At 58.9% G+C, this 22,453-nt stretch carries 19 protein-coding genes and 1 pseudogene; 5 read left to right on the forward strand and 15 right to left on the reverse strand.

Features of this window, described 5'->3' with window-relative positions; all coding sequences use genetic code 11:
• Nucleotides 1-28: 28 nt before the first annotated feature.
• Entirely contained in the window at nucleotides 29-1,888 is a 1,860-nt protein-coding gene (locus C4J93_RS13295; protein WP_124429572.1) for an ABC transporter ATP-binding protein, read from the reverse strand.
• A 144-nt stretch (nucleotides 1,889-2,032) separates the two neighbouring features.
• Here C4J93_RS13295 and C4J93_RS27390 point away from each other — a divergent pair.
• The 4 genes and pseudogenes from C4J93_RS27390 to C4J93_RS13315 all read left to right on the forward strand — a co-directional run bounded on the left by C4J93_RS27390 (nucleotide 2,033) and on the right by C4J93_RS13315 (nucleotide 4,558).
• A pseudogene (locus tag C4J93_RS27390) lies at nucleotides 2,033-2,471 on the forward strand (adenylate kinase).
• A gap of 113 nt (nucleotides 2,472-2,584) precedes the next feature.
• Nucleotides 2,585-2,833, forward strand: coding sequence for a hypothetical protein (locus tag C4J93_RS13305; protein WP_124429573.1), 249 nt, complete (start codon nucleotides 2,585-2,587; stop codon nucleotides 2,831-2,833).
• An 88-nt stretch (nucleotides 2,834-2,921) separates the two neighbouring features.
• Nucleotides 2,922-3,380 (forward strand): Rrf2 family transcriptional regulator, encoded by a 459-nt coding sequence (locus C4J93_RS13310; RefSeq protein WP_372238166.1) that lies wholly within the window; start codon nucleotides 2,922-2,924, stop codon nucleotides 3,378-3,380.
• A 269-nt stretch (nucleotides 3,381-3,649) separates the two neighbouring features.
• The gene (locus C4J93_RS13315; protein WP_124429574.1) at nucleotides 3,650-4,558 is read left to right on the forward strand and encodes a LysR family transcriptional regulator; all 909 of its coding nucleotides are present in this window, start codon (nucleotides 3,650-3,652) and stop codon (nucleotides 4,556-4,558) included.
• A 38-nt stretch (nucleotides 4,559-4,596) separates the two neighbouring features.
• On the opposite strand, the gene C4J93_RS13320 is transcribed toward C4J93_RS13315, so the two are convergent.
• Nucleotides 4,597-5,685 (reverse strand): alkene reductase, encoded by a 1,089-nt coding sequence (locus C4J93_RS13320; RefSeq protein ID WP_124429575.1) that lies wholly within the window; start codon nucleotides 5,683-5,685, stop codon nucleotides 4,597-4,599.
• 34 nt (nucleotides 5,686-5,719) lie between these two features.
• Entirely contained in the window at nucleotides 5,720-6,478 is a 759-nt protein-coding gene (locus C4J93_RS13325) for an SDR family oxidoreductase (RefSeq protein WP_124429576.1), read from the reverse strand.
• A gap of 100 nt (nucleotides 6,479-6,578) precedes the next feature.
• On the opposite strand from C4J93_RS13325, the gene C4J93_RS13330 reads away from it, so the two are divergent.
• Entirely contained in the window at nucleotides 6,579-7,535 is a 957-nt protein-coding gene (locus C4J93_RS13330) for a LysR family transcriptional regulator (RefSeq protein ID WP_124429577.1), read from the forward strand.
• Nucleotides 7,536-7,556: 21 nt separating this feature from the next.
• Here the strand turns inward: C4J93_RS13330 and C4J93_RS13335 are convergent, their stop codons facing one another.
• From C4J93_RS13335 to C4J93_RS13390, 12 genes are all read right to left on the reverse strand, one after another.
• Entirely contained in the window at nucleotides 7,557-8,123 is a 567-nt protein-coding gene (locus tag C4J93_RS13335; RefSeq protein ID WP_177413532.1) for a thioredoxin domain-containing protein, read from the reverse strand.
• Nucleotides 8,124-8,192: 69 nt separating this feature from the next.
• Complete coding sequence (locus C4J93_RS13340; protein ID WP_124429578.1) at nucleotides 8,193-8,840, reverse strand: hypothetical protein; 648 nt, start codon at nucleotides 8,838-8,840, stop codon at nucleotides 8,193-8,195.
• 90 nt (nucleotides 8,841-8,930) lie between these two features.
• Nucleotides 8,931-10,352, reverse strand: coding sequence for a mechanosensitive ion channel family protein (locus C4J93_RS13345; protein ID WP_256657482.1), 1,422 nt, complete (start codon nucleotides 10,350-10,352; stop codon nucleotides 8,931-8,933).
• A 60-nt stretch (nucleotides 10,353-10,412) separates the two neighbouring features.
• Entirely contained in the window at nucleotides 10,413-11,261 is an 849-nt protein-coding gene (locus tag C4J93_RS13350; protein ID WP_164485255.1) for an alpha/beta fold hydrolase, read from the reverse strand.
• A gap of 117 nt (nucleotides 11,262-11,378) precedes the next feature.
• Nucleotides 11,379-12,395 (reverse strand): alpha/beta hydrolase, encoded by a 1,017-nt coding sequence (locus tag C4J93_RS13355; RefSeq protein WP_124404149.1) that lies wholly within the window; start codon nucleotides 12,393-12,395, stop codon nucleotides 11,379-11,381.
• A gap of 246 nt (nucleotides 12,396-12,641) precedes the next feature.
• Nucleotides 12,642-13,394 carry an SDR family oxidoreductase gene (locus C4J93_RS13360; protein ID WP_124429580.1) on the reverse strand — a complete coding sequence of 251 codons (753 nt, stop codon included), beginning with the start codon at nucleotides 13,392-13,394 and terminating at the stop codon, nucleotides 12,642-12,644.
• A gap of 53 nt (nucleotides 13,395-13,447) precedes the next feature.
• Complete coding sequence (locus tag C4J93_RS13365) at nucleotides 13,448-13,978, reverse strand: DJ-1/PfpI family protein (protein WP_124429581.1); 531 nt, start codon at nucleotides 13,976-13,978, stop codon at nucleotides 13,448-13,450.
• 880 nt (nucleotides 13,979-14,858) lie between these two features.
• On the reverse strand, nucleotides 14,859-16,472 hold the full coding sequence (locus tag C4J93_RS13370) for an ABC transporter ATP-binding protein (RefSeq protein WP_124429582.1): 1,614 nt from the start codon (nucleotides 16,470-16,472) through the stop codon (nucleotides 14,859-14,861).
• Nucleotides 16,469-17,353: an ABC transporter permease gene (locus C4J93_RS13375; RefSeq protein ID WP_124429583.1), complete on the reverse strand. Its 885-nt coding sequence runs from the start codon at nucleotides 17,351-17,353 to the stop codon at nucleotides 16,469-16,471. The genes C4J93_RS13370 and C4J93_RS13375 overlap by 4 nt, the downstream gene beginning before the upstream one ends.
• Before the next feature lie 3 nt (nucleotides 17,354-17,356).
• Nucleotides 17,357-18,307 carry an ABC transporter permease gene (locus C4J93_RS13380; RefSeq protein ID WP_124429584.1) on the reverse strand — a complete coding sequence of 317 codons (951 nt, stop codon included), beginning with the start codon at nucleotides 18,305-18,307 and terminating at the stop codon, nucleotides 17,357-17,359.
• Entirely contained in the window at nucleotides 18,304-19,917 is a 1,614-nt protein-coding gene (locus C4J93_RS13385) for an ABC transporter substrate-binding protein (protein WP_124430873.1), read from the reverse strand. Before C4J93_RS13385 ends, C4J93_RS13380 begins: the two co-directional genes overlap by 4 nt.
• Before the next feature lie 45 nt (nucleotides 19,918-19,962).
• The gene (locus C4J93_RS13390) at nucleotides 19,963-22,383 is read right to left on the reverse strand and encodes a TonB-dependent siderophore receptor (protein ID WP_124429585.1); all 2,421 of its coding nucleotides are present in this window, start codon (nucleotides 22,381-22,383) and stop codon (nucleotides 19,963-19,965) included.
• Between the last annotated feature and the right edge of the window lie 70 nt (nucleotides 22,384-22,453).

Here is a 22,453-nt window from a genome sequence, read left to right on the forward strand (position 1 = left end):
GACGGCATCGCTCGCCGCACTCCACCATTCACACCTGATCCAACGCCTCAATCACACCTTTGTCCTCGCCCAGAAAACCACCGCTCTGGTGCTGCCAAAGCCGCGCATAAACGCCATTCTTCGCCAGCAGTTCACTGTGGGTTCCCTGTTCGATAATGCGCCCGTCATCCATCACGATGAGCCGGTCCATGGCGGCAATCGTCGACAGTCGATGGGCGATGGCGATGACAGTTTTGCCTTGCATCATCTCATCGAGGCTTTCCTGGATTGCGACTTCGACTTCCGAGTCCAGCGCGCTGGTGGCTTCGTCGAGCAACAGGATCGGGGCGTTTTTGAGCATGACCCGGGCAATTGCCACGCGCTGGCGTTGGCCGCCCGACAACTTGATGCCGCGCTCACCGACCAAGGTGTCGTAGCCGCTATGACCTTGGCGGTCGCTGAGTTGGCTGATGAACTCGTCGGCCTGCGCATTGGCGGCGGCGCTGCGGATTTGTTCGTCGGTCGCGTCGGGTCGGCCGTAGGCAATGTTGTCGCGGATCGAACGGTGCAGCAGGGACGTATCCTGCGTGACCATTCCGATTGAGGCGCGCAGGCTGTCTTGCGTCACTTTTGCGATGTTTTGGCCGTCGATGCAAATCTCGCCGCTGTCGACGTCATAGAAACGCAGCAGCAGGTTGATCAGCGTGGATTTACCCGCACCGGAGCGTCCGACCAGGCCGATTTTTTCGCCAGGACGGATGTTCAGGTTGAGGCCGCTGAGCACTTGGCGCTCGCCGTTGTAGTTGAAGCTGACATTGTTGAAAGTCACCGCGCCGCCGGTGGTCTGCAGCGCGCCCGCATCCGGCGCGTCCTGCACTTTGGTGCCGAGGGTCAGCGTCGCCATGCCATCCTGGGCGGTGCCGATGCTTTCGAACAGCGAAGTCATTTGCCACATGATCCAGTTCGACATGCCGTTGATCCGCAACGCCATCGCAGTGATCGCCGCCACGGCACCCGCGCCGACCGCACCGTCATGCCAGAGCCACAACGCATAACCGCCCGCCGACATGATCAACGCCACTACCAGTGCCTGATTGACGATCTCGAACTGGCTGACCAGGCGCATCTGGCGGAAACCGGTTTGCTTGAAATCCTCCATCGCCGCACGCGCGAAATGCGCTTCGCGATTGGAGTGGGAAAACAGTTTCACCGTGGTGATGTTGGTGTAAGCGTCCGAAATTCGCCCGGTCATCATCGACCGTGCGTTGGCCTGCTCCTGACCGACTTTGCCCAGACGCGGCACGAAATACCACATGGCCAAGCCGAACAACACGAACCAGGCCATGAAGGGCAGGATCAGCTTCAGCGCGAAGCCGCCGGCCAGCGCGATGATCGCGATGAAATACACGCCGATCCCCGGCAGGATCTCGATCATTGTGAACAGCACGTCGCGCACGGCCAGCGCAGTCTGCATGACTTTGGTGGTAACGCGGCCGGAGAATTCATCGGAAAAAAACGCGAGGCTTTGTCGCAGCATCAGGCGATGGAAATCCCAGCGCAGCCGCAAAGGCAAGTTGATCGCCAATACCTGGTGCTGCAACATCGTGCGCAACGCCACCAGCCCGACGCTGGTCACCATGACAATGCCCATGCCCCACAACACGCGGCTTTCCTGCGCCGCCGCTTCACCGCCGGCCTGCCAGGTCGAGAGCAGGTCGACGATTTGCCCCAGAAACGAAAACAGCCACGCTTCGTAGATCGACACACCGGCACTCAGCACCGCCAGCGCCAGGATGTAACCGCGAGCGCCGCGCGTGCAGGCCCATAGGAACCGGGCCAGGCCCGCGGGCGGCGGTGGCACTTCGTCAGGCGGGAAGGGGTCGAGTCTTCGTTCAAATACACGAAGCATGCTGGTCTCCAAAACGATCAAGTTGAGGGGATTCTGCCATTGAACGGATGCTTTGAGGGTTTTGCGAACGTTGGGGGCGGCGATGAGGCGAGGTATGCGATATCTCGCCGACCTCGAAATCGGCTCATATTCATGGAGGAAAAAATGCGGATGTACATCACAGGTGCCTCGTGTGCGGGCGTCACCAAACTAGGGCTAAACCTCGCAACGCTGCTCGGTGTACGGCATGTCGATGTAATGATTTTTTCTGGATGCCGACCAATCCTCCTTTCACCACCAAGCGACCTGCCGAAGAACACGTGGCGCTGATCCAGCGAAAAAATTCGCTGACGCAGATTGGGTGCTGAGCGGCTCATGTATGGGGTGGGGAGAAGCGCTGATTGCTCATATCGATCTGATTGTATTCGTCGTGACGCCGACGCACGACGATCCCAATTTTTCAGGACGCAATCGAGTTTGGCACGAGGCTTTGGTATCTCGGCAGAAGGCGCCGGTGTTGCGTGTTGATGGGGTGGAGAGTGCTGAGAGGATAGTTGCGGGCGTGGTTCAGGAGGTGCGGATGCGACACGGAGCGATTCTGTAAATTACCCGGTCATTAATCGAATCAATAACGACCATTAACTCAATGAAGTTCTCATATCAGCACCGCGGCGTAAGATCGGCTCAATTCCAAACCACTCCACGGAGCACATGATAATGAAACGCCAAACCATCCTCGGCATCGCTTTCTCGATCTTCGCGCTGAATGCTTTCGCAGCGACTGCTGCCCAACCTGTGGTCGCTGAAGGCGGCTCGGATCGTCTGTTCAGCGACGCGGTCGCCGCTGCTACGCAAACCGATCCGCTGTTCAGCGATGCCGTCGCAGAGGATGGTTCGGATCGTTTGAAAGGCAACCTGGTTGCCGAAGGTGGCGCAGAACGTCTGCTCGAACGCCGTGCGGTCTGAATGCATGGTTCCAACGTAAGACTCGACGAAAAGCCCGGCCTCATCAGCCGGGCTTTTTTGCTTTAGAAATGACACGCGGCGGTCTCGCATGCTGCATGTGCTGTTCCACATGGCGCGCCACGACCAACCGGCCACGTCCGACACCATCGCGCAGATGCTCGGCACCAATCCGGTGGTGGTTCGGCGGACCATGGCACTGTTGAAAAAGGAAGGTTATGTGCGCTCGGAAAAGGCCCACAGGGGAGGGTGGACGCTGGCAAAAACGCTGGCAGAAATGACTCTGCTGGACATCCATCAGGCGCTGGGCTCGTCTTCGCTGTTTGCCATCGGTTTATCGACCGACCACCCACAATGCCTGGTCGAACAAGCGGTGAATGCCGCGCTGACCGAAGCGTTTGACGCGGCGCAGGCATTGCTGATTGATAGCTTACACCGTCTGCGGCGGGCAGGACCGGTGACCAAGCCCATTTGTGCCACCGCGGCATGTCTGAAATTCCATCTGATCGCATTTCCCTGGCTCCCCGAAACCCCTAATTTAGACGCCTAAGCATGTGATTGAAGGATGAAAGTTATTCTTCAAGTAGCGCTCGACCACTGTTGATCAACCCTGCAAAGCGCTTGGCGTCCAGAGGTGGAATGCGCGTTCAGGCGGTGACGACGTAGTACGCAGCCTCGGGTATGCGGTTAATGCACATGAATTGATTCAGGGAAATGATCAAAAAATTATGCCCCACGTGGAATGCCTATTTTTCTTCTGCCGTCTTATATGGCCTTTTAATTAAATGTCTATGGGTTTCATATTAATAGAGCGCAGTAATGATCAGATTTAATGACCTAGCCATTTTTGTGCGTGTGGCAACCGTTGACAGTTTCTCCGTCGTGGCTAGGGAAATGGATCTCTTTCCTGCTCAAATCAGCGCCGCTATCAAGCGCTTGGAGTGTGAACTTGATACGCGCCTGTTTGCGAGATCAACACGAAGTCTGCGCCTAACAGCCGAAGGCGAACGTTATCTGCCTTACGCTCGGGAGGTTTTGAATACGCTCAGTGAGGGGCGAGCCGGGTTACAACAGGATGATCGTAAACTCCATGGCGTCTTGCAGATCGCCAGTGCCTCAGATTTCGGGAGAAATGTGTTGCTTCCCTGGCTGATCGATTTTCGACGAGACAACCCTGGTCTGGTGCTTCGGGTGATGTTGTCCGATAGCGTCTCGGACATCTTTCGCGATCCGATAGACGTAGCCGTCAGGTATGGCACAGTACAAAACGCCGACTTTATCTCGTTGCCTTTAGTACCTGACAATCGCCGCGTACTGGCTGCATCGCCGGCTTATATAGCGCTGCACGGGCGGCCCAAGTCCGTGGAAGATCTTAAGACTCATGCGTGTCTTCGTTTCCATATGAATGGAAAACTCTACGACAGATGGATATTTCCCAAGTTGCCGGAAAGTGACTTCGTTATTGTAAACGGCCCGGTTTTAAGCGATGACGCAGACGTCATTCGACGATGCGCCATCGCGGGAGAGGGGATTTTGTACAAATCATGGATGGATGTTTGTGAAGATGTCAGTGCCGGTCACTTGGAAGTATTACTACCTGAGGTTCCAGGTGAGCTTTACCCTTTGAGTTTCGTTTGCCCGCACAGGAAACAGTTTACCCCGGCGATTCGTTTGCTTTACGCGTACTTGAAAGATAAGTGTGAATCGCTGTTGATGACGCACGCCTAGGCGTGCGCAAGCCGTTATTGTGCCAACACCTGGCTGTTTCAACCTGACTGGACAGAAAGCCCGGGATAGTCGGTGTAGCCTTCCTTCCCTTGGCTGAACCACGTCGAACGATCCTCCTGCCTCAATGGCAAGCGACGGCGAAGTACCTCTGGCAGCTGGGGATTAGCGATAAATGGTCGTCCGAACGCCACGGCATCGGCAATACCCGCTTCCACAACGGCCTTGGCCCGAGCCGAATCGTAATCTGAGTTGAGGATAAGCGTGCCTTTGAAGGCATTACGAATAATGGCTGCGCTTGGAGGGTATTCCGAGACGCCAAAACTCCCATCAGCCGGCGGCTCGCGAAGCTCGAGATGGGCGACACCGATCTCGGATAACACGTCAGCGGCATGGGTAAACAAAGGCACAGGATTACTGTCCCTCACGCCCTGGTCATGACTGCTGGGGGTTAATCGAACACCCGTCCGATCTGCTCCAACGACTCCCGCGACCGCTTGCGTCACTTCCTTGAGCAGCCTGACCCTGTTCTCAATTGAGCCTCCATAGGCATCGGTGCGAAAGTTGCCGCTGTCGCGTAAAAACTGATCGATCAGGTATCCGTTGGCGGCGTGAATCTGGACGCCATCAAACCCCGCCAGCAACGCATTCCTGCCTGCCTGGGCGAAATCGGCAATCAGTGACGGGATCTCCTCGAGCGGTAGCGCTCGAGCTTGGGAGTAGGGTTGTTTCCCTGCGTAGGTATGGGCCAGTCCAGGTGCTGTCGTCACCGAGGGACCTATGGGTTGTGCGCCATCAAGGAAGCTGGGATGTACCACCCGGCCCATGTGCCACAGTTGAGCGATTATTCGACCACCGCCAGCGTGCACTGCGTCGGTAACCAGTCGCCAGCCGGCAATTTGCTCAGCGGACCAGATACCGGTTGCATAGGCCCATCCCAGGCCTTGCTGGCTGATGCCGATCGCCTCGCTGATGATAAGCCCCGCCGTCGCACGTTGGGCATAGTAGTCGACCATGATCGGGGTAGGGACGTGGTTCTGCGTTCCCCTGGCCCGAGTCATTGGGGCCATGATGATGCGGTTGGGTAATGTCATGGCGCCCAGACGCAGAGACTCGAACAGTGTGGCCATGTGGATCTCCTTTGTGTTGACGAAATTGTCAGGTTTAAACCAGGCGTGCGCCGCCATCGACGTTGATCGTGGCGCCGTTCATGAAACCGTTGCTCATCAGGAAAACCACTGCCGCGGCCGCTTCGTCGGCAGTGCCCAGACGGTGCAGAGGCAAGGTTTTCTCCAGTGCAGCGACAAAGCCATCGCGCGCATCGCCCATGGCTTTCGCGAGGATCGGCGTATCGATAGGGCCTGGAGACAGGGTGTTGACCCGAATAGGCGCCAATTCGAGGGCCAGGCCGCGGGCGAATGCCTCCATGGCAGCTGATGCAGCGGCGAGCACCGCCGTGCCGTGCGCATTGGGTCTATCTGCGAGCGCACCGGAAATAAAGGTGACGGAGCCGTCTTTGGCAAGGCGATTACCAAGCGCTCTCAAGGCATATACCGAGGCCCAGATTCGCTCGTCGAAAGCGCGTTGCAAATACGCCACATCCGCTTCGAGCACTTTGCCGGCGACGAACGTACCGGCCAGCAGCACCAGGTGATCAACCTTTGGGATATCGGCCAGAGCGACCTCGATTTGTTCGGGCTTAGTGACATCAGCGGCACGCCAGCCATCCAGCTCGTGGGTATTGGCGGCTTGCTGTGCCCGGTCCGGATTGGAGCCGATCACGAAGACCTTTGCACCAGACGCCTTGGCCTGAATTGCAGTTGAAAGGCCGATTCCCGATGTGCCGCCCACGACTACCACGGTTTGACCCAGAAGGGGGTGTGGGCGTACGTTGCTATGGCCTGGGTTGGAAATATCAATCATCACTGTTGGCTCCTCTAGGGCATCGAATTGATGCTGTGAGGACAGCCTATGGGCAACCTTCAAAGTTGATAATAGGGGTTCAGGTAGTTACTATTGTTCCATGAAAGCACAAATTGGATTGGACCGCCTGACAGGCCTTATTGCGTTTGCTCGCACGGCCTCGCTGGGCAGCTATACAGCCGCTGCACGGGATCTCTCCGTGTCACCCTCGGCCGTCAGCAAAAGCGTTCAGCGCCTGGAAGAGCATTTAGGTCTGCGCCTCTTCAGTCGCACCACCCGCTCGCTGACCCTGACTCCCGAGGGACGTGAACTGTACGAACGTGCATTGCGGGTGATCCGAGAAATCGAGGACATTGAGCAGACTGCGGTAGCGTCGAGAGGCGAGCCGTCAGGCACTCTGAAAGTAACTGCGCCGCTTCCCATCGGCGTCAACATTCTTGCTCCTGCGCTCCCGGCGTTCCGTGAGCGTTACCCGAAACTGGCGGTGGACCTGCGGCTTGGCGATCACTTCGCCGACATTATCGAGCAGGGGATAGATGTCGCCATCAGGGTCGGCAACCTGGCTGACTCCAGGCTGGTTTCCAAGCCTCTCGGCCCACATCGAATCTGCACCTTCGCATCGCCCGGCTATCTCGCCAGAAAGGGCAAACCGCGCAACATCGATGATCTGGTCAATCATGATTGCATCAATTTCCGTTATCAGAGTTCGGGACAGGCGCTACGCTGGCCCTTCCAGGTGGGGGAGCGCGTTGTCGAGATCACTCCCGACGCCACCATGACCATTGATGTGAGCGACGCGGTCGCGATGACGCTCGCCGCAGGCGGCGGTATTGGTATCTCTCCGACTTATGTTGCCGCGCCTTATGTGCTTAGGGGTGAGTTGGTACCGGTGTTTCCCGAATATGCGGTAGACAGGTTCGTCATCACCGCTCTCTGGCCCGAAAGCCGCAGAGGCAATCCAAACGTGAAGGTATTTGTAGACTTTCTACAAGAAGTGTTCCCGGTACCGGCCCCTTGGGATGTGATAGTCGAATCGGCGGGTAATACTCATCCCTAAGGACGTACGATAGCGCAGCGCTCAGTTGAGTCGCTCGATCCAGGAGGACACCGGGTCACCACTGCTCATGTTCGGCCGGATAATCCCGTTGATCATGAACGTGGGCGAAACGTGGACGCCGTTCTGTCGAGCATACTTGCACTGCCATTTGATGGCCTGATCCAGGGTTGGAGTTGCGAAAGCCTCTGCCAGTTTGACGCCACTATAACGCTCAAGGCGCTCAATGATGTCTCTGGGCGTTACGTCCAGATTGGGACCTTCAGCGTGATTGTCGAATTCGAATTCCCTCCGGTGCGCTGCGACAGCGGCCATGACACCCTTGGCATTTTTTTTGCCGCCCTCAAGCGTCGCCGCGGCAAGGATGCACCGGATGATGACGCCTGAAAACATATGCCAGGGCTGGGACTGCAGGCGAATGATCAACGTGATCCGGTCTTCGCCGGCCTGTGCGAGGAGCGCATCGAATTTGAGGAACGCCTTGACGGAATAGGGGCAGGTGGGCTCAAGAAAAACTTCAAACAGGTGAGGGCCATGGCCCCACGAAAGCGTGTCCACTTTCACTGGCCGGTCGTTTTCAGGTTTTTGCATAAAGGTACCTTTCAGTGAATCAGATCGAAGTGAGGGGCCCCTGTGGGAGACAAAATAGCCTGAATGCACTCAGGCATAGAGCACATCCCAGAGCCGTTTCAACTTTAATGTCATATTGGTTTCAGACACGCTCTGAAGTGTTATGGCTTCTTTGAAATATTTGGCGTAAATCGCTTCAGTTACGTGTCGGACCTCGCCGTTTTCATCCAGTTCGACATCGGAAAATCGAAGGATACCTACAGGCTCGAACCCCGCACGCTCAGTGAACTGCTGCATGGCTTTCGACTTCATCGTGACGTATGAAAAAGCCATTGCGATACCCATCGCTTGAGCCAGGGCATCCACAATATAAGCCGCAAAAAGAGTAGCGCCCGTGCCCCGATGCGCCGGAGCGCACACACCATAGCGGCTATGGAGAGTCAGCGCGTCTCGATCCACTTCCAGGCACAAGGCGCAGACAATTTCCTCGCCGTGTCGACCGATGTAAACGATAACGTCCTTCGCCTTTTCACCCGAAAAGTAAACCTTTGTCTCATAGAATCGTGGCTCAATATACTTTTTGCCAGATCCGACACTGATGTCCGGATACCACGATTTGATAAGCGCGCATAGAAGGTCAATATCATTACGTTCCAATTGCTCGTAGTTATATTCAGTCGGAGTGATGGTATTTTTGGGCAGCTCCGTGAGTAGCGGCCAGGATGCGTGTTTTATCATGTCGATCTCGTTAAAGTTCAGGCGTGATGCTGCTGACGATTTGAAAGCAGTTGTTTGCCCGAAGTTATGGATTTTTAGGCTCGAAGCCGATCAGTGGTGCCTTAGCCATTTCAGAAACCCTCCAGGTACCGCCGTCGGCGCTTTCTGCATAAGAATGGAGCGGGCATGTTGCTGTCGGAGCATTTGGAGGCGGGTGAGGGACATGCGCAATTGCGACCTTTCACCCATACACCGACGTACTTCATCCCGATGCAGTTGAAGTACTTTCACGGCGGAAAGCGCAATGAATTGCGCGCCGTTTGGCTTGTTATCCATGACGCCTTCTTCGCCTAATACTTCCCCTGGCCCCATCCGCGCGACTTCGACCCAATGGGCTCCATCGTTCAACTGGACGGACACCACTCCACTGCCGATAACCAACAAGTGTTCGCTGATTGCGTTGGCTTTCAACACAAAGTCGCCAGTTGCCAGCCAGGTTGATAGCAGGTTCATGGCAAGACGGTCTTTATCCTCTGAAGTGAAACTTGCGAAAATGCGCACGTCGTCCAGCACAAAGCGAGTGATACCGGCCACCGGGATTTCAGCGGAATTGGCGATATCAACGCCGGATGCGCGTAGATGCCTGTAAGCAATGTCGTAAAGGCGATTACGTGCTGCAATTTTTTCGGCAGGCGTGCCGACAAAACCGATGACCTCATACTCCAATAAGCCTTCCGTTATGTTTTTGAGGATGACCTTGGGCGCAGGAACTGGCAGTAGCGCTGAATAACCCAGCAGCGCCTGCTCGAGTATTTCCTGGACGCGTTCGGGTCGAAACCGCAGAGGCAGGTGCAGGCTTATCGTCACCCCGTGTTGATCTTGGGGCCTGCTCATGTTTTGTATTTTGGTTTTCGCCGCCACCGAATTGGGTATGACGACGGTGCTGCCTTGCGAGGTCAGCAACAATGTGGCGCGCCAATCGATGTCGGTGACCCTGCCTTCCATGCCATCGATTTGAATCCAGTCGCCCACTTGATAAGGGCGAGTGGCATTCAGGACAATCCCGCTGAATACATCGCTGAGTGTGCTTTGCAAAGCCAGGCCGACGATAATGGCCAACGCGCCAGAAGTGGCGAGCAATCCTTTGACGGGAAGTTCCAGTACGTAGGCTGCCGCTGCGACGGTGGCGACCAGAAAAATCAGAGCGCCGAGCACTTCCCTGAGCAAGCGACCGCCTCCCTCAGTTCTGGATATCAGGATTGCGCCGAGCAACTCCGTCAGCATCCGCGCGCTTAAAAACCACCAGACGAGTACCAGCAGTGTTGCAGCCAACTGCCAGGAACCAGAGTCAGGATCGCGCACGGGTTGCAAGGGGGAGTTGCCGGACAGAAAGATGGCAGCGCTGTAACAGGCGTAGAGACAAATATTAATGCCCACGCGCAACCCCTGCAGCCTTCGGGGAACAACCCACCAACCAATAATATCGGCGATTAATATCGCCCCGAGGAGGGCGCACAGCCATTCAAGTGTCACGATGTGGCCCTCCCGGAGTCTGGTGCATTCGTGCTTTTCCACAAGCGGCGGAACAGGCGATCAAATGGCGACGCCACGCCAGAACTGGTGGAGTTCAGCACTGATGAATTCAGGCTTTTCCTCAAATACCCAATGTCCACACTGCGCGATGACACCACCTTTTGCCGACAGCGCGATGTGTTTTGCCGAGGTAAAACAATGGTCGCCAAATGACACTTCGCCACCCCAGGCCAACACTGGGATCTTTAGCTTCCCCTTGGTCAGTTGCGCGGTCTGCTCTGCCATTTGCGGGATAGAGCCATAGTGATTCAGGCTGGCACGCAGGTTGCCCGGTTGGCGCATCTGCATGACGTAATAGTCGATGCCGTTCTCGGGCATTGCCGTCGGGTTGTAGGCAAAATCTCTGAAGAAGTGCCGCAGGTACATATCCTCCCGACCTTCAATAAGGGCACGGCTGATGTCCATGTTCATGTGCATGCTCAGATGCCAGTAGGGCACCCGCGGATCGACATAACCGGGAAAATCCAGGCCAAAAAAAGGTGTTTCGATAGTGGCCAACGACAAAGCGCGTTCAGCCGCCAGGTAGGCCAGGGCAACCGAAGGCGGACCTCCCAGGTCATGGCTGAGGATGTGGAATGTATGAGCCTGTTCAACCTCCAGCAGACCGAGCATGTCTTTAGCGATATTGATGGGGTCGTAACCTTGATACGGCTTATCGCTGTCGGCGAAGCCGCGGAGGTCGGGGGCGATGAACGTGTAATGTTCTGCGAGCCTGTCGATGACCGGCATGAACTCTCGATGATTTTGTGGCCAGCCGTGCATACAGAGGACCACGGGGCCTTTCCCGGCAACCACGTAGTTGAGTCGAACACCGTTAACGGTGGCGCGTTTGTGCGTCAGGTTGGTCATGGCGAGTGCCTTTTTTGTCCCGTCTGACCCGGGCCTTTCGAGCCCGGGAGCGTAAGGCGGGTGTGCAATGTGATGCATGCCGGACCCGGCCGGGTGAACGGCATGCGCAAGGCTTGCTTAGTTAAGGTGAGCCTTGAGTTCTGTGCCCGCCTGCCTCATGGCCGCCTTGACTTCCGGTACCTGGCTCAACGGGTTCAGCAGGCCATAGTCATGGATCATGCCGTTGTAGCGAACCGCCGTGACATCGACCCCGGCCGCGTCCAGCTTCTGCGCGTAGGCTTCGCCTTCATCGCGCAACACGTCCAGCCCCGCAGTCTGTACGAGGGCAGGTGGAAGTCCTTTTAACTGATCGATGCTGGCCTTGAGCGGGGAGGCATGAATTTCCGCCCTGGCTTTCAGGTCGGTTGTGTAACTGTCCCAGAACCAGGTCATCATGTTCCTGGTCAGGAAGTGGCCTTCAGCGAACTGCTTGTAGGTGTCCGTCTCGAAGTTGGAGTCCGTGACCGGCCAGAGGAGCAGCTGAAATCGAATTTTCGGAGTGGCTTTTTCTTTAGCCATCAGGCTCACGACAGCGGCCATGTTGCCGCCGACACTGTTACCGGCCACCGCCAGGCGCTTGCCATCCACGTTGATCTGTTTGCCGTTTTCCGCCACCCACTTGGTGGCCGCGTAAGCCTGGTTAATGGCGGTGGGATAATGGGCCTCAGGGGATGGTGTGTAATCGACGTACACCGCGACCGCACCGGAGGAGACGACAAGGTCGCGAATCAGGCGCGCATGGGTGGGATAATCCCCCAGGACCCAGCCGCCACCATGAAAGAACATAAAAACAGGAAGCTCGCCTTTGGCTTTTTCAGGCCGAACCACCGTCAGCTTGATCGTCTTGCCATCGGCGGTAATGGTCTTGTCACTCACCTCAACGCCCGATAGATCAACCTTTACCGAGTTTTGCGCGCCCGTCAGCACCGCGCGGGCTTCTGTTGGACTCAATTGCTCGAGCGGCTTGCCGCCACCCGCCGCCAGCGCACTCAGAAAGTCTTGGGTTTGATGTTCCGGTATTGGATTGCCGGCGGCCATTGCGGACCCGACCGATAGGGCGATCATCGCCGGCACTGCTTTCACGACGTTTTTCATGTTGCCTCCTGAAGCCATTGGTTTGTATGAAGCGTGTAAGAACGAGGGCGACTATCGGTGTCATCCGGCCAGCCTCGTATGGGGGTTATTGGGCGAGATAACCGTTGCGGGCGATTGCGAAGCAGGCGGCTCGACCAATCCCGGTTAATGCTCCGGTCACAAGAACGACGTTGCTCATCATGGTTTCCTTTTTTCTAATAAGGCATGGTCACGTCAGGACGACGCAGCGCGTGAGGTGTCTCGACGTCAAACCAGTCGCGAACCTCCATCGATATTGATCGTGGCGCCGTTCATGAAGCCGTTGCTCATCAGAAACACCACGGCTGCACCCGCTTCGTCCGCCGTGCCGAGGCGATGCAGCGGCAGGGTTTGCTCCAGCGCGGCGACATAGCCATCGCGCGCATCGCCCAAGGCTTTCGCAAGGATCGGCGTGTTGATGGGCCCCGGAGACAGGGTGTTGACCCGGATAGGTGCAAGTTCCAGAGCAAGGCCACGGGCCAATGCCTCCATGGCAGCCGATGCAGCGGCGAGCACCGCGGTGCCGTAAGCGTTTGGCCGATCTGCCAACGCACCTGAAATCAAAGTCACCGAGCCCTTTTTGGAAAGGCGATCGCCGAGAGCCCGCAAGGCATGTACCGACGCCCAGATCCGCTCATCAAAAGCGCGCTGCAAGTACGGGATGTCCGCTTCGAGGACTTTGCCGGCGACGAAGGTCCCTGCCAACAGCACCAAATGGTCAACCTGCTGTATGTCTGCCAGCGCGGCATGGATCTGTTCGGGCCTGGTGATATCGGCCGCACGCCAGCCGTCCAGCTCATGGGTCTTGGCGGCCTGCTCTGCGCGTTGCGGATCTGAACCCAGAACAATGACCTTTGCACCCCGGCCCTTGGCCTGAATCGCGACAGCCAGGCCAATTCCGGAGGTCCCCCCAAAGACAACAATGTTTTTGCCTGCTAAATCACCGGTTAAGGCGTCCTGCGCGGAAGTAATAGAGTTCATGTCTTAATCCTCATACTGATAGCGGTGGTGTATTTTTGAAGTCTTGTCCGACGCTACTTGATGGTCTGCCGGAGGGACGTTCGGAGCCAGTTCGATACGGCCTGTGCAAAGGCTTCAACGTCTTTTCCATTGCCAGTGATGATCCACTTCAAGGCCACAACATCGTCGGGCATAAATATCGCGCCATAACTACTCAACTGAATCACCAATTCGACGGAGTTATTGATGGTTGCTTTTTTTCCAACCAAGATGCCTGCCTGGGCAAGCACTATTGCGCCAAGTCCAATTCCCGCAACCAACTTTCGGGCTTTATCGAATTCTTGTAGTTGAGCGATAACATTGATGTTATTCCACAAATACTCTTTAGTCCCCGCTCCCCCCATCACAGCGATGGCATCGAAACATTCGCTGTACAGCTCTTCCAGATCTTGAGTCTTGATGTGTTCAAAAGTCATTCCGTGCGTAATGCGTGCATCGACGGAGAAAATTTTCAGGTTATATTCTTTGCGCCATACACCCAGGCACGATAAGAGCATCGGTGCGTCTATACGTCTCGGCGGGATAATGATGGCTAAGCTTTTCATAGATGTATCCTAACGACCCAGCTAACTAAAGGTGTCGAAGTGCATATTGGCTATCGCTGTTACCTGTAGCCGCTGCACCGATTGCAGCTCTGGAGTGAGCATCACCCTGTCGCATTTAAAAATACAGGTGCGCTACGGATTAACACCTAAACTCTTGCGATGTAAATGCGTGCAGCCCAGAGTTTTAAAGGCGTAGTGGCATTAGCACTAAATTCATTTAAGTCCTAAATGCTGGCGTGCGTTCTCTTCTTCGCTGCTTGGAAATATGATCCAACTGCAAAGGGTTTACTCGTTGATCAATCTGCACGGTGACCCTTCTAAGGCGGCATGTCGTCAATTGAACATGTTAAGGAAATCCGTGAGGTGTAGAATGAGCGAGCCATCGGAAAAGCTGCAGGTGTTCGTAAGCTATAATCAAATCCGGGTGCAGTTCCATGCCTCTCCACCTCGGCCTTGCGCTGAACTTCAAGATGCCCTTGATCGCCTCGCATCGTTGCCTGGGTGCGTTAATTACGGATTAAGCTATTGGACACATAGTGCATTCCAATGGTCGATTATGGGTGTGTGGACTGACGAGGAAGACCGTGATCGTCATTACTGTAGTGAACAGATTCAAGTTCTTTTCAATTGCCTTATTCAGCAACATGCCGCATTGATCTGTTGCAGCGAGGGGCAGATTTGAGCTTTGTGGCGGGGAGCGTCTGAGCGTCCTACATGCGGGAGAATAAAAGTAATGAGCTTCGAAAAGCGTTATCAACCTTATCGCGGCCCCGCAGCAGGATGGGGAGCTCTTTTGTCCGTTGCGAAATATTGGATGCGAAGTGGTAATGCAATGAAAAATGTCCGCGCGCTTCGACTGTGCTGCCGAGTAAAGCGCCGCTCAGGCGGCGCTCGCGGTAGCGTGCCGGCCCGGGATGGCGCCAATCAGCTCACGGGTGTAATCGCTGGTCGGGCGGTTGAAGATGTGCTCCACCGAGCCCTGTTCGATCACCCGGCCATTGCGTAACACCAGCACCTCATGGGCGAAGTTGGCGACCACCGACAAGTCGTGGGACACCAGCACGTAGGCGATGCCCATGTCCCGTTGCAGCTCTTGCAGCAGTTCAAGGATGTGCGCCTGCACGGACACGTCGAGGGCGCTGACCGGTTCATCCAATAGCAATAGATCCGGTTTCAGCACCAGGGCGCGGGCGATGGCGATACGTTGGCACTGGCCGCCGGAAAGCTCGCGCGGCAGGCGATCGAGGAAACTCACCGGCAAATGCACGCGACTGATCAGCTCGCGCGCGGCCTGTTCCAGGGCCGCGCCCTTGAGCAAGCCGAACGACACCAGCGGTTCGACGATGCTGTCGAACACGGTGAAGCGTGGGTCCAGCGCCGCAAACGGGTTTTGTTGCACCAGTTGCAGGCGCTGGCGCAGCGGGCGGAAGTCGCGCCAGCTGAGGTCGGTGACGTCCTGTTGCTCGAACCACACCCGCCCGCGGCTGGGTTTTTCCAGGCCGAGGGCGATGCGCAACGCGGTGCTTTTGCCTGAGCCGGACTCGCCGACAATCGCCAGGGTCTGCCCGGGGTAGACCTGCAGGCTCAGGTCCTCCAGCGCTACAAAGGTCGCGTCTTCGCCCTTGACCTTGGGCAGCGCGAACGTCTTGCCAACGTTTTGCAGTTGCAGGATCGGCGGCTGCGTCGGGTTCGGTCGAACCAGTGGCTGGCGGCGCTTGGCGAACGCCGGCGCGGCGGCGATCAAGGCGCGGGTGTAGTCATGCAGCGGCGCGCCGAGAATCTGCCGGGGTGCCCCTTGCTCCACCACTTGCCCTTGTTGCATCACCAGGACGCGGTTGGCGCGATCCAGCGCCACGCCAAGGTCATGGGTGATGATCAGCAACGAAATCCCGCGCTCACTGACCAGCCGTTGCAGGTGGTCGAGGATCTTGCGCTGCACGGTGACGTCCAGAGCACTGGTCGGCTCGTCGGCGATGATCAAGCGTGGGTTGCCGGCCAGGGCGATGGCGATCAGCACGCGCTGGCGCATGCCGCCGGAGAGTTCATGCGGGTACTGGCGCGCGCGCAGTACCGGCTTGTCGATACCGACCTGTTGCAGCAGCTCGACGATATCGGCATCGACGCCGGGGTAGCGCTTGCCCTTGGCCAGGATCAGCGCCTCGGCAATCTGCTGGCCAATGCGCAGGGTCGGGTTGAGGCTGACCATCGGGTCCTGGGGCACCAGGCCGATGGTGCGCCCGCGCAGGCCGCGTCTCTGGCGTTCGCCGGCGTGGGTGAGGTTGTTGCCGTCCACCCACAGCTCGCCGGCGCTGATGGTTGCGCTTTCCGGCAACAGGCCGAGAATCGCGTTGGCCAGGGTGGATTTACCCGAGCCGGACTCGCCGACAATCGCCAGCGTCTCGCCTTGGGCGATGGTCAGTGACAGCTGGTTTACCGCCAGGTTGCCGTGCCGGTAGCTGACACTAAGCTGGCGAACATCCACTAAAGCATTCATCGCTGAACCTCCTCGAACGTGCGGGCAATGTGGTTGAGGCTGAACACCACCGCGACCAGGAACAGGCCGGGCAGCAACGACACCCAGGGGGCGGTGATCAAAAAGTGCCGACCGTTGGCGATCAACGTGCCCCATTCGGCGGCTGGCGGCGCGGCGCCAAAACCTAGAAAACTCAGGCCGGCGGTGGCGAGGATGGCTGCACCGAAATCCAGGGTCGCCAGTACCGCAACCGGGCCCCACGCGTTGGGCAGGATGTGCCGCAGCAAGGTGCGGCCCCAGCTGGCGCCGCCCAGGCGTGCGGCTTCCACGTACGGCAAGGTCTTGACCCGCAGCACTTCGGCGCGGGTGGTGCGGGCGAATCCGGGGATAATCCCGACGCCCACGGCGATAGCCACCGGCACCGTGCCGAAGCCGATGGCGGTGACAATCGCCAGGGCCAGCAGCAAGCCGGGCAGGGCGAGCAACACGTCGACAAACCGCATGATCACCGCATCGATACGTCCACCGGCAAAGCCGGACAGAATGCCCAGCCCGAGCCCGCCCAACAATGCGATCCCCACCGCCAGAAAGGCCGCCAGCACCGACAGCCTGGAGCCGTAGACCACCCGGGTGTACAGGTCGCGGCCCAGCTCGTCGGTGCCGAACCAGTAGCTCAGGTTCGGCGCCGTGAGCTTGACCGCAGGTGCGGTGGCATAGGGGTCGAAGCTGGTCAACCACTGCGGCGCCACGGCGGCCAGCAATGAAAACACCACAATCAACACCGCCAGGCTGAAACCCGGTCGCCGCAGCAAGGGCATTACTGCCGCCGTGGCACGCTGTCGGCGGGTGCGGCGTTGCCAGAGTGGGGGCGCAAGGCCGAGGTTTTGCTCAAGGATAGTCATGGTCTAGGACACCTTTGGCGTGTGGGAGATGCGCGGGTCGAGCCACGGGTACAGCAAGTCCACCAGCAGGTTGACCAGCACAAAGGCTGCCGCCGACACCGTGACAATCGCCAGCACCACCGGGATGTCCTGGCGCAGCACGGCCTCCTGGGCCAGGCGGCCGATACCGGAGCGGGCGAAGATGGTTTCCACCAGCACCGCACCGGACACCGTGTTGCCCACCTGCAGGCCGATCAGCGTGAGAATCGGCAGCGCCGCGTTGCGAAACCCATGGCGCGCCTGCACCTGGCCACGGCTCAGGCCCTTGGCGTAGGCGGTGACGATATACGACTCCTGCCACACTCCCTGGAAGCTGCGCTGCAGTACTTGGGCATACACCGCCGCACTTGGAATCGCCAGGGTGATCGCCGGCAGTACCAGGCTTTCAAAGCCCCGGCTGCCGGTGGCGGGGAACCAGCCGAGGCCGAAGGCGAACACCTGGATCAGCAACAGGCCCATCCAGAACACCGGCACCGAAAACCCCAGGGATGGCAGGCGCGCCAGGGCTTTTTTCAGCGGTTGCCAGCGGATATAGGCGGTCAGGTAGGCCAGGCCGACACCGCCGACCAGCGACAACACAATCGCCAGGCCGGCCAGGGACAGGGTTTGCGGCAGGCGCTCGGCGAGCAACTCGGCGACCGGGCGGTTCAGCGACAGGGACTGGCCGAAATCTCCGTGCAAGGTGCCCAGTAGCAGGTCGACATATTGCTCGAAGAGGCCCTTGTCCAGGCCGTAATAGGCGCGTGCCTTGGCCAGGTCGGCCACCGACAGCGAATCGGCCTCCATGCCTGAGGCGCTGAGCATGATTGACAGCGTGTCGCCCGGCAGCAGATAGAGGATGAAGTAGGTGATGCTATAGGCCCCCCACAGCACCAGCAGGGCCTGGCCGACGCGGCCGATCAGGTAGCGGCTCATGGCGTGCCGATCTCGATATCACCCAGCAGCGCGAAGCCCTCGGCGGTCCAGCGAAAGTTCTTCACCTTGGGCGACGTTGCAGCCTGCCACACGCGCTCGTACACCGGGAACGCCGAGCTTTCGTCGATCAGCAGGTCCTGCAGGTCGCCATAGGCGGCGGCACGTTGTGCGCCTTGGGTGGCTGTAATGCCGGCATCGAACAAGCCCTTGGCTTTTTCCAGGGTGGCTGGTTCGTAGGTGTTAGTGGCCACGGTGGAGCTGTTGGCGCTGCGCGGGTCGAGGATGGTTTGCAGGATGATCGGGTCGGCGCGGGTCATGTAGTTGATGGTCAGGTCGTAGTTGCCGGCGGAGTTGTTGGCCACCCATTCGGCGCGGGTCACCACGGCGAGTTTCAACTCGATGCCGACCTTGCGCAGTTGGTCCTGGATCAGCACGTCACCCGCGGTTTCGGCCGGGCTGATGTTGTAGCTCAGGCTCAGGCGCTTGCCGTTTTTGCTGCGGTAACCGTCCGCGCCCTTGGCCCAGCCGGCTTGATCCAACAGTTTTTCGGCAGCTGCCGGGTCGTAGCCGAGCTTGCTGCCCTGGCTTTTGAAGTAAGGCGTGGTCACGTCGAAGATGCCGTCCACTACCGGGAACTCGGCGTTATACACGGTGCTGGCGTAGCTCTTGCGGTCGATGGACTTCTGCACGGCCAGGCGCACGTGTTGATCGGCGAGAATGCGTTCGCCACGCGTGTTGGGGTACAGGTTCAGCGCCGGGCCCGGCAGCGAGCGGCTCTGGATGGTCGCGCCCTTGGACTGGAACAGCTTCAGGTCGACTTCCGAAAACGGGTTGCGTGGCCACAGGATGTCGGCCTTGCCCTGCAGGAACAGGCCGTTGCGCACGCTTTCTTCGGGGATGTAGCTGATGTCGACGGCGTCCAGGTGTGCCTCACCCGGGTTCTTCATATTCGCCGAGGGCCACGCGTAGCCCTTGCGTTTGGTCAGGTGCGCGCCGACTTCCGGGGTATAGCTGGCCAGCACAAATGGCCCGGTGCCGACGATCTTGCCCAGCGAGCGCTCCTTGACCGTGAGTGCATAGGACGCGGGCGCGAGGATTGCCAGGTTGGTGGTGGAGGTGGCTTGTAAAAAGCCCGCGTTGGGTTTGGCCAGTACCAGCTTGACGGTGAAATCGTCGACCACTTCGGCGTGGTCATAACCGGCCAGGTAGGTGGCGCCGAAGGTCGCCGGCAGCTCGGTGGCCAGGGCCTTGTCGCTGTCGAACGCGGTTTTCACCGCTTTTGCGTCGAAGCGCTCGCCGTTGCTGAACGTCACGTTGTCGCGCAGGTGAAAGGTGTAGGTCAACGCGTCGTCACTGATCTCCCAGCTCTTGGCCAGCCAGGGGATGATCTTGCCGGTGGCCGGGTCCTGGTCGGTGAGCGACTCGGCGACGTTGCGCAGCAGCACGCGGTGTTCCAGCCAGTAGACCTGGAACGGGTCGACGCTGACCAGGGTGGTGTTGTCGCCAAAAAATGCAATATTCAGGGTTTTGTTCGCTTGCGCCTGGTCACCCGAAGGTGAGCAGGCGGCCAGGCTGATCGCCAGGGCGCAGGGGGCCAGCAGACGGCTCATCAAGTTGGAGGTGTTCAATGGGGTGCCCTCGTTTGGCGATGTGAATCAGAAGTCGTAGGCCAGCTTTGTGTACCAGTAGCCGCCGCCCGGATAGAACGGCGGGTTGCCGTAAGGCGCCAGGCCCAGGTTGCTGTAGACGGCGTGCCGGTCGGGGCGCACGTCGAAGATGTTGGTGCCGCCGATGCTGACGGTGATGCTGTCGACGAAGGTGTAGCTGACGTCGAGGTCGGTGATCCATTTGGCGCCGAAGCTGCGATCCCCGGTGGGGTTGACCGCCAGGGTCTTGACCGCGCCGTAGCGGGCGGTTTGCAGGTTGACCGCGAGGTCCTCGACCTTCCAGTTCGCGCCGAGGATCCACTTGGTCTTGGGCGACGCCTGCGTGAGGTCACCCTCGCGGTCGCGGCCCACCAGGGTCACGCCGGAACCGTTCAGTGCGGCGGGGGTGTCGCGGGCGCCTTCGACGGTGGTCTTGTTCCAGTTAAAGCCCAGGCTCCAGCGCACGTCGCCCCAGGCATCCAGCGCCGTGGTGTGGTCGGCCACCACATCCAGGCCACGAGTGCGGGTGTCGAAGGCGTTGGTGTAATAGTTGACCCAGGTGCCGGTGGGCACGCCCTGGGCGGCGAGGATCGCGTTGACTGCGCCATTGCCCTGATCATAGATATTGCTGGTCAGGGCGATGCGGTCGTCGATGTCGATCAGGTAGGCGTCGGCGGTGATGCTGGTGCGCGGCGCGGGTTGCCAGGTGAGGCCCAGGCCGAGGTTGCGCGACTTCTCCGGTTTCAGGTCATCGCCCCCCAGCGCCTTGGCCAGGTTGCTGCCCGACGGGGTCAGGCGGGTGACTGCCGGAACCACGTTGCCGTTGACGTCGGTGGCCACGCGGTTGTCCGCCACGGTGTAGCCTATCTGGGTCAGCGACGGCGCACGAAAACCAGTGCCGACGGTGCCGCGCACCGCCACGCTGTCGGTCAGCTCGTAGCGCGAGTTCACCTTGAAACCGAAGGTGTTGCCCGAGTCATCGTCGTAATGTTCGACCCGCCCGGCCACATCGAGGAACCAGCGCTCGGTGAGGTCAAAGCCCAGGTCCAGGTAGCCGGCGTAGTTGTTGCGGATCAGGCTGACCTCATCTTCGGGGCGAATGGTCACTGCCGCCTGCGCGCCCGATGCCGCCGGGTAGGTGCCGGTGATGTAGGCCTCGGGGTCGCCGGCGAAGGTGCTGAAATGCTCCCAGCGATGCTCCAGGCCGGCCGACACCTGCACCGGCGACGTGAGGTTGAACAGGCTGTCGTAACGGCGGGTGACGTCGAGGTTGTTGACCCATTGCTCGAAGCGGAAGGTCGCCAGGTTGTCGAATTGGGTCGGCGAGGCGGTGCCCAGCGACGGGTTGATATTCAGGTCGCTGGAGTGGTGCACATTGTTGCGCCCGTAGGTGGTACTCAGGTCCCAGTTCCACTCCGCCACTTGGCCCTTGCCGCCAAACAGCAACTGGTAGTCGCGGTCCTTGATGTTGTTCAGCGGGAAGTAACCGTCGGAGAACACCTCGGGCACCGCCGCGCGGCCGGTGGGCAGGCGCAAATAGTTGGCCGCTTCGGCGTCGCGCTCGCCGTAGGTGGAGAACGAATAAAGAGTCAGGTCTTGCAGCGCCAGCTCGGCGTTGTAGGCCAGGTTGAAGGCCTTGAGGTCGGGGTCGCCGTTCTTGATTGCCACCCGGTCCCATGCCGCTTCCTTGGCCGGATCGTTGAACGCACGTACGCTGCTGTCGGCCTTGTCGTTCCAGGAGGCTTCGCCGCGTTTGCGCGCATCGGCCGAGAGGTGGAAGAAGCCGCCATCGCCGAGTTTGAAACCCTGGTCGCCGGCGACCTTGATGGTTTCGCCCTGGCCGGAATACAACTGCCCATAGCTGGTCTCCAGGTGCCCGCCGTTGTTGGCGGACTTGAGGATGATGTTGATCACCCCAGCCACCGCATCCGAGCCGTACTGGGCGGCGGCGCTGTCCTTGAGTACTTCGATATGGTCGACCGAGCTGACCGGGATCAGGTCGATGTCCACGGCATTCGCGCCGCTGTTGTCGATCGAGCCGCGCTGGCCGGTGGCGCCGTTGTGGCGCCGTTTGCCGTTGACCAGCACCAGGGTGTAGGCCGGGCCGAGGCTGCGGTTGCTCAGCGGGCGGGTCACCGAGTTGTAACCAGCGATATTGGTGCCGAAGTTGAAGGAGGGCAGCAGCTTGGCAATCGCCTCGGACAACTCGGCGCGGCCGGTCTTGAGCAACTGCTCGCTGTTGATCACATCAATGGGTGCCGGGCTGTCGGCGACCGTGCGCTCCTGGCCGCGCAAACCGGTGGAAATCACAGTTACCGTGCCGAGCTTGGCGTCCTCGGCGCAGACGGGCACCGCCGCCAGCAGCAGCGAGCTGGTTAACAGCGACAGGCGGAATTTTTTCAGCGGGCCGGGGAGAGAAATATCTGGCATATCGAGAGAGATCCATGTCAGGAGTACGTCCTCCGCCAGGCATGGGGTCGGTCTGTGAGGTGAAGATATC

Source organism: Pseudomonas sp. R2-37-08W (assembly GCF_003851705.1).
Classification (GTDB): Bacteria; Pseudomonadota; Gammaproteobacteria; order Pseudomonadales; family Pseudomonadaceae; genus Aquipseudomonas.

Excerpts from the sequence above, each read along its gene's own strand:
- C4J93_RS13350 (WP_164485255.1), bottom strand. The coding sequence starts at position 11,261 with ATGACCAACCTGACGCACAAACGCGCCACCGTTAACGGTGTTCGACTC.
- C4J93_RS13295 (WP_124429572.1), bottom strand. The coding sequence starts at position 1,888 with ATGCTTCGTGTATTTGAACGAAGACTCGACCCCTTCCCGCCTGACGAA.
- C4J93_RS13330 (WP_124429577.1), top strand. The coding sequence starts at position 6,579 with ATGAAAGCACAAATTGGATTGGACCGCCTGACAGGCCTTATTGCGTTT.
- C4J93_RS13370 (WP_124429582.1), bottom strand. The coding sequence starts at position 16,472 with ATGAATGCTTTAGTGGATGTTCGCCAGCTTAGTGTCAGCTACCGGCAC.
- C4J93_RS13390 (WP_124429585.1), bottom strand. The coding sequence starts at position 22,383 with ATGCCAGATATTTCTCTCCCCGGCCCGCTGAAAAAATTCCGCCTGTCG.
- C4J93_RS13335 (WP_177413532.1), bottom strand. The coding sequence starts at position 8,123 with ATGCAAAAACCTGAAAACGACCGGCCAGTGAAAGTGGACACGCTTTCG.
- C4J93_RS13365 (WP_124429581.1), bottom strand. The coding sequence starts at position 13,978 with ATGAAAAGCTTAGCCATCATTATCCCGCCGAGACGTATAGACGCACCG.
- C4J93_RS13310 (WP_372238166.1), top strand. The coding sequence starts at position 2,922 with ATGCTGCATGTGCTGTTCCACATGGCGCGCCACGACCAACCGGCCACG.
- C4J93_RS13315 (WP_124429574.1), top strand. The coding sequence starts at position 3,650 with ATGATCAGATTTAATGACCTAGCCATTTTTGTGCGTGTGGCAACCGTT.
- C4J93_RS13360 (WP_124429580.1), bottom strand. The coding sequence starts at position 13,394 with ATGAACTCTATTACTTCCGCGCAGGACGCCTTAACCGGTGATTTAGCA.
- C4J93_RS13320 (WP_124429575.1), bottom strand. The coding sequence starts at position 5,685 with ATGGCCACACTGTTCGAGTCTCTGCGTCTGGGCGCCATGACATTACCC.
- C4J93_RS13355 (WP_124404149.1), bottom strand. The coding sequence starts at position 12,395 with ATGAAAAACGTCGTGAAAGCAGTGCCGGCGATGATCGCCCTATCGGTC.
- C4J93_RS13385 (WP_124430873.1), bottom strand. The coding sequence starts at position 19,917 with ATGAGCCGTCTGCTGGCCCCCTGCGCCCTGGCGATCAGCCTGGCCGCC.
- C4J93_RS13305 (WP_124429573.1), top strand. The coding sequence starts at position 2,585 with ATGAAACGCCAAACCATCCTCGGCATCGCTTTCTCGATCTTCGCGCTG.
- C4J93_RS13375 (WP_124429583.1), bottom strand. The coding sequence starts at position 17,353 with ATGACTATCCTTGAGCAAAACCTCGGCCTTGCGCCCCCACTCTGGCAA.
- C4J93_RS13340 (WP_124429578.1), bottom strand. The coding sequence starts at position 8,840 with ATGATAAAACACGCATCCTGGCCGCTACTCACGGAGCTGCCCAAAAAT.
- C4J93_RS13380 (WP_124429584.1), bottom strand. The coding sequence starts at position 18,307 with ATGAGCCGCTACCTGATCGGCCGCGTCGGCCAGGCCCTGCTGGTGCTG.
- C4J93_RS13325 (WP_124429576.1), bottom strand. The coding sequence starts at position 6,478 with ATGATTGATATTTCCAACCCAGGCCATAGCAACGTACGCCCACACCCC.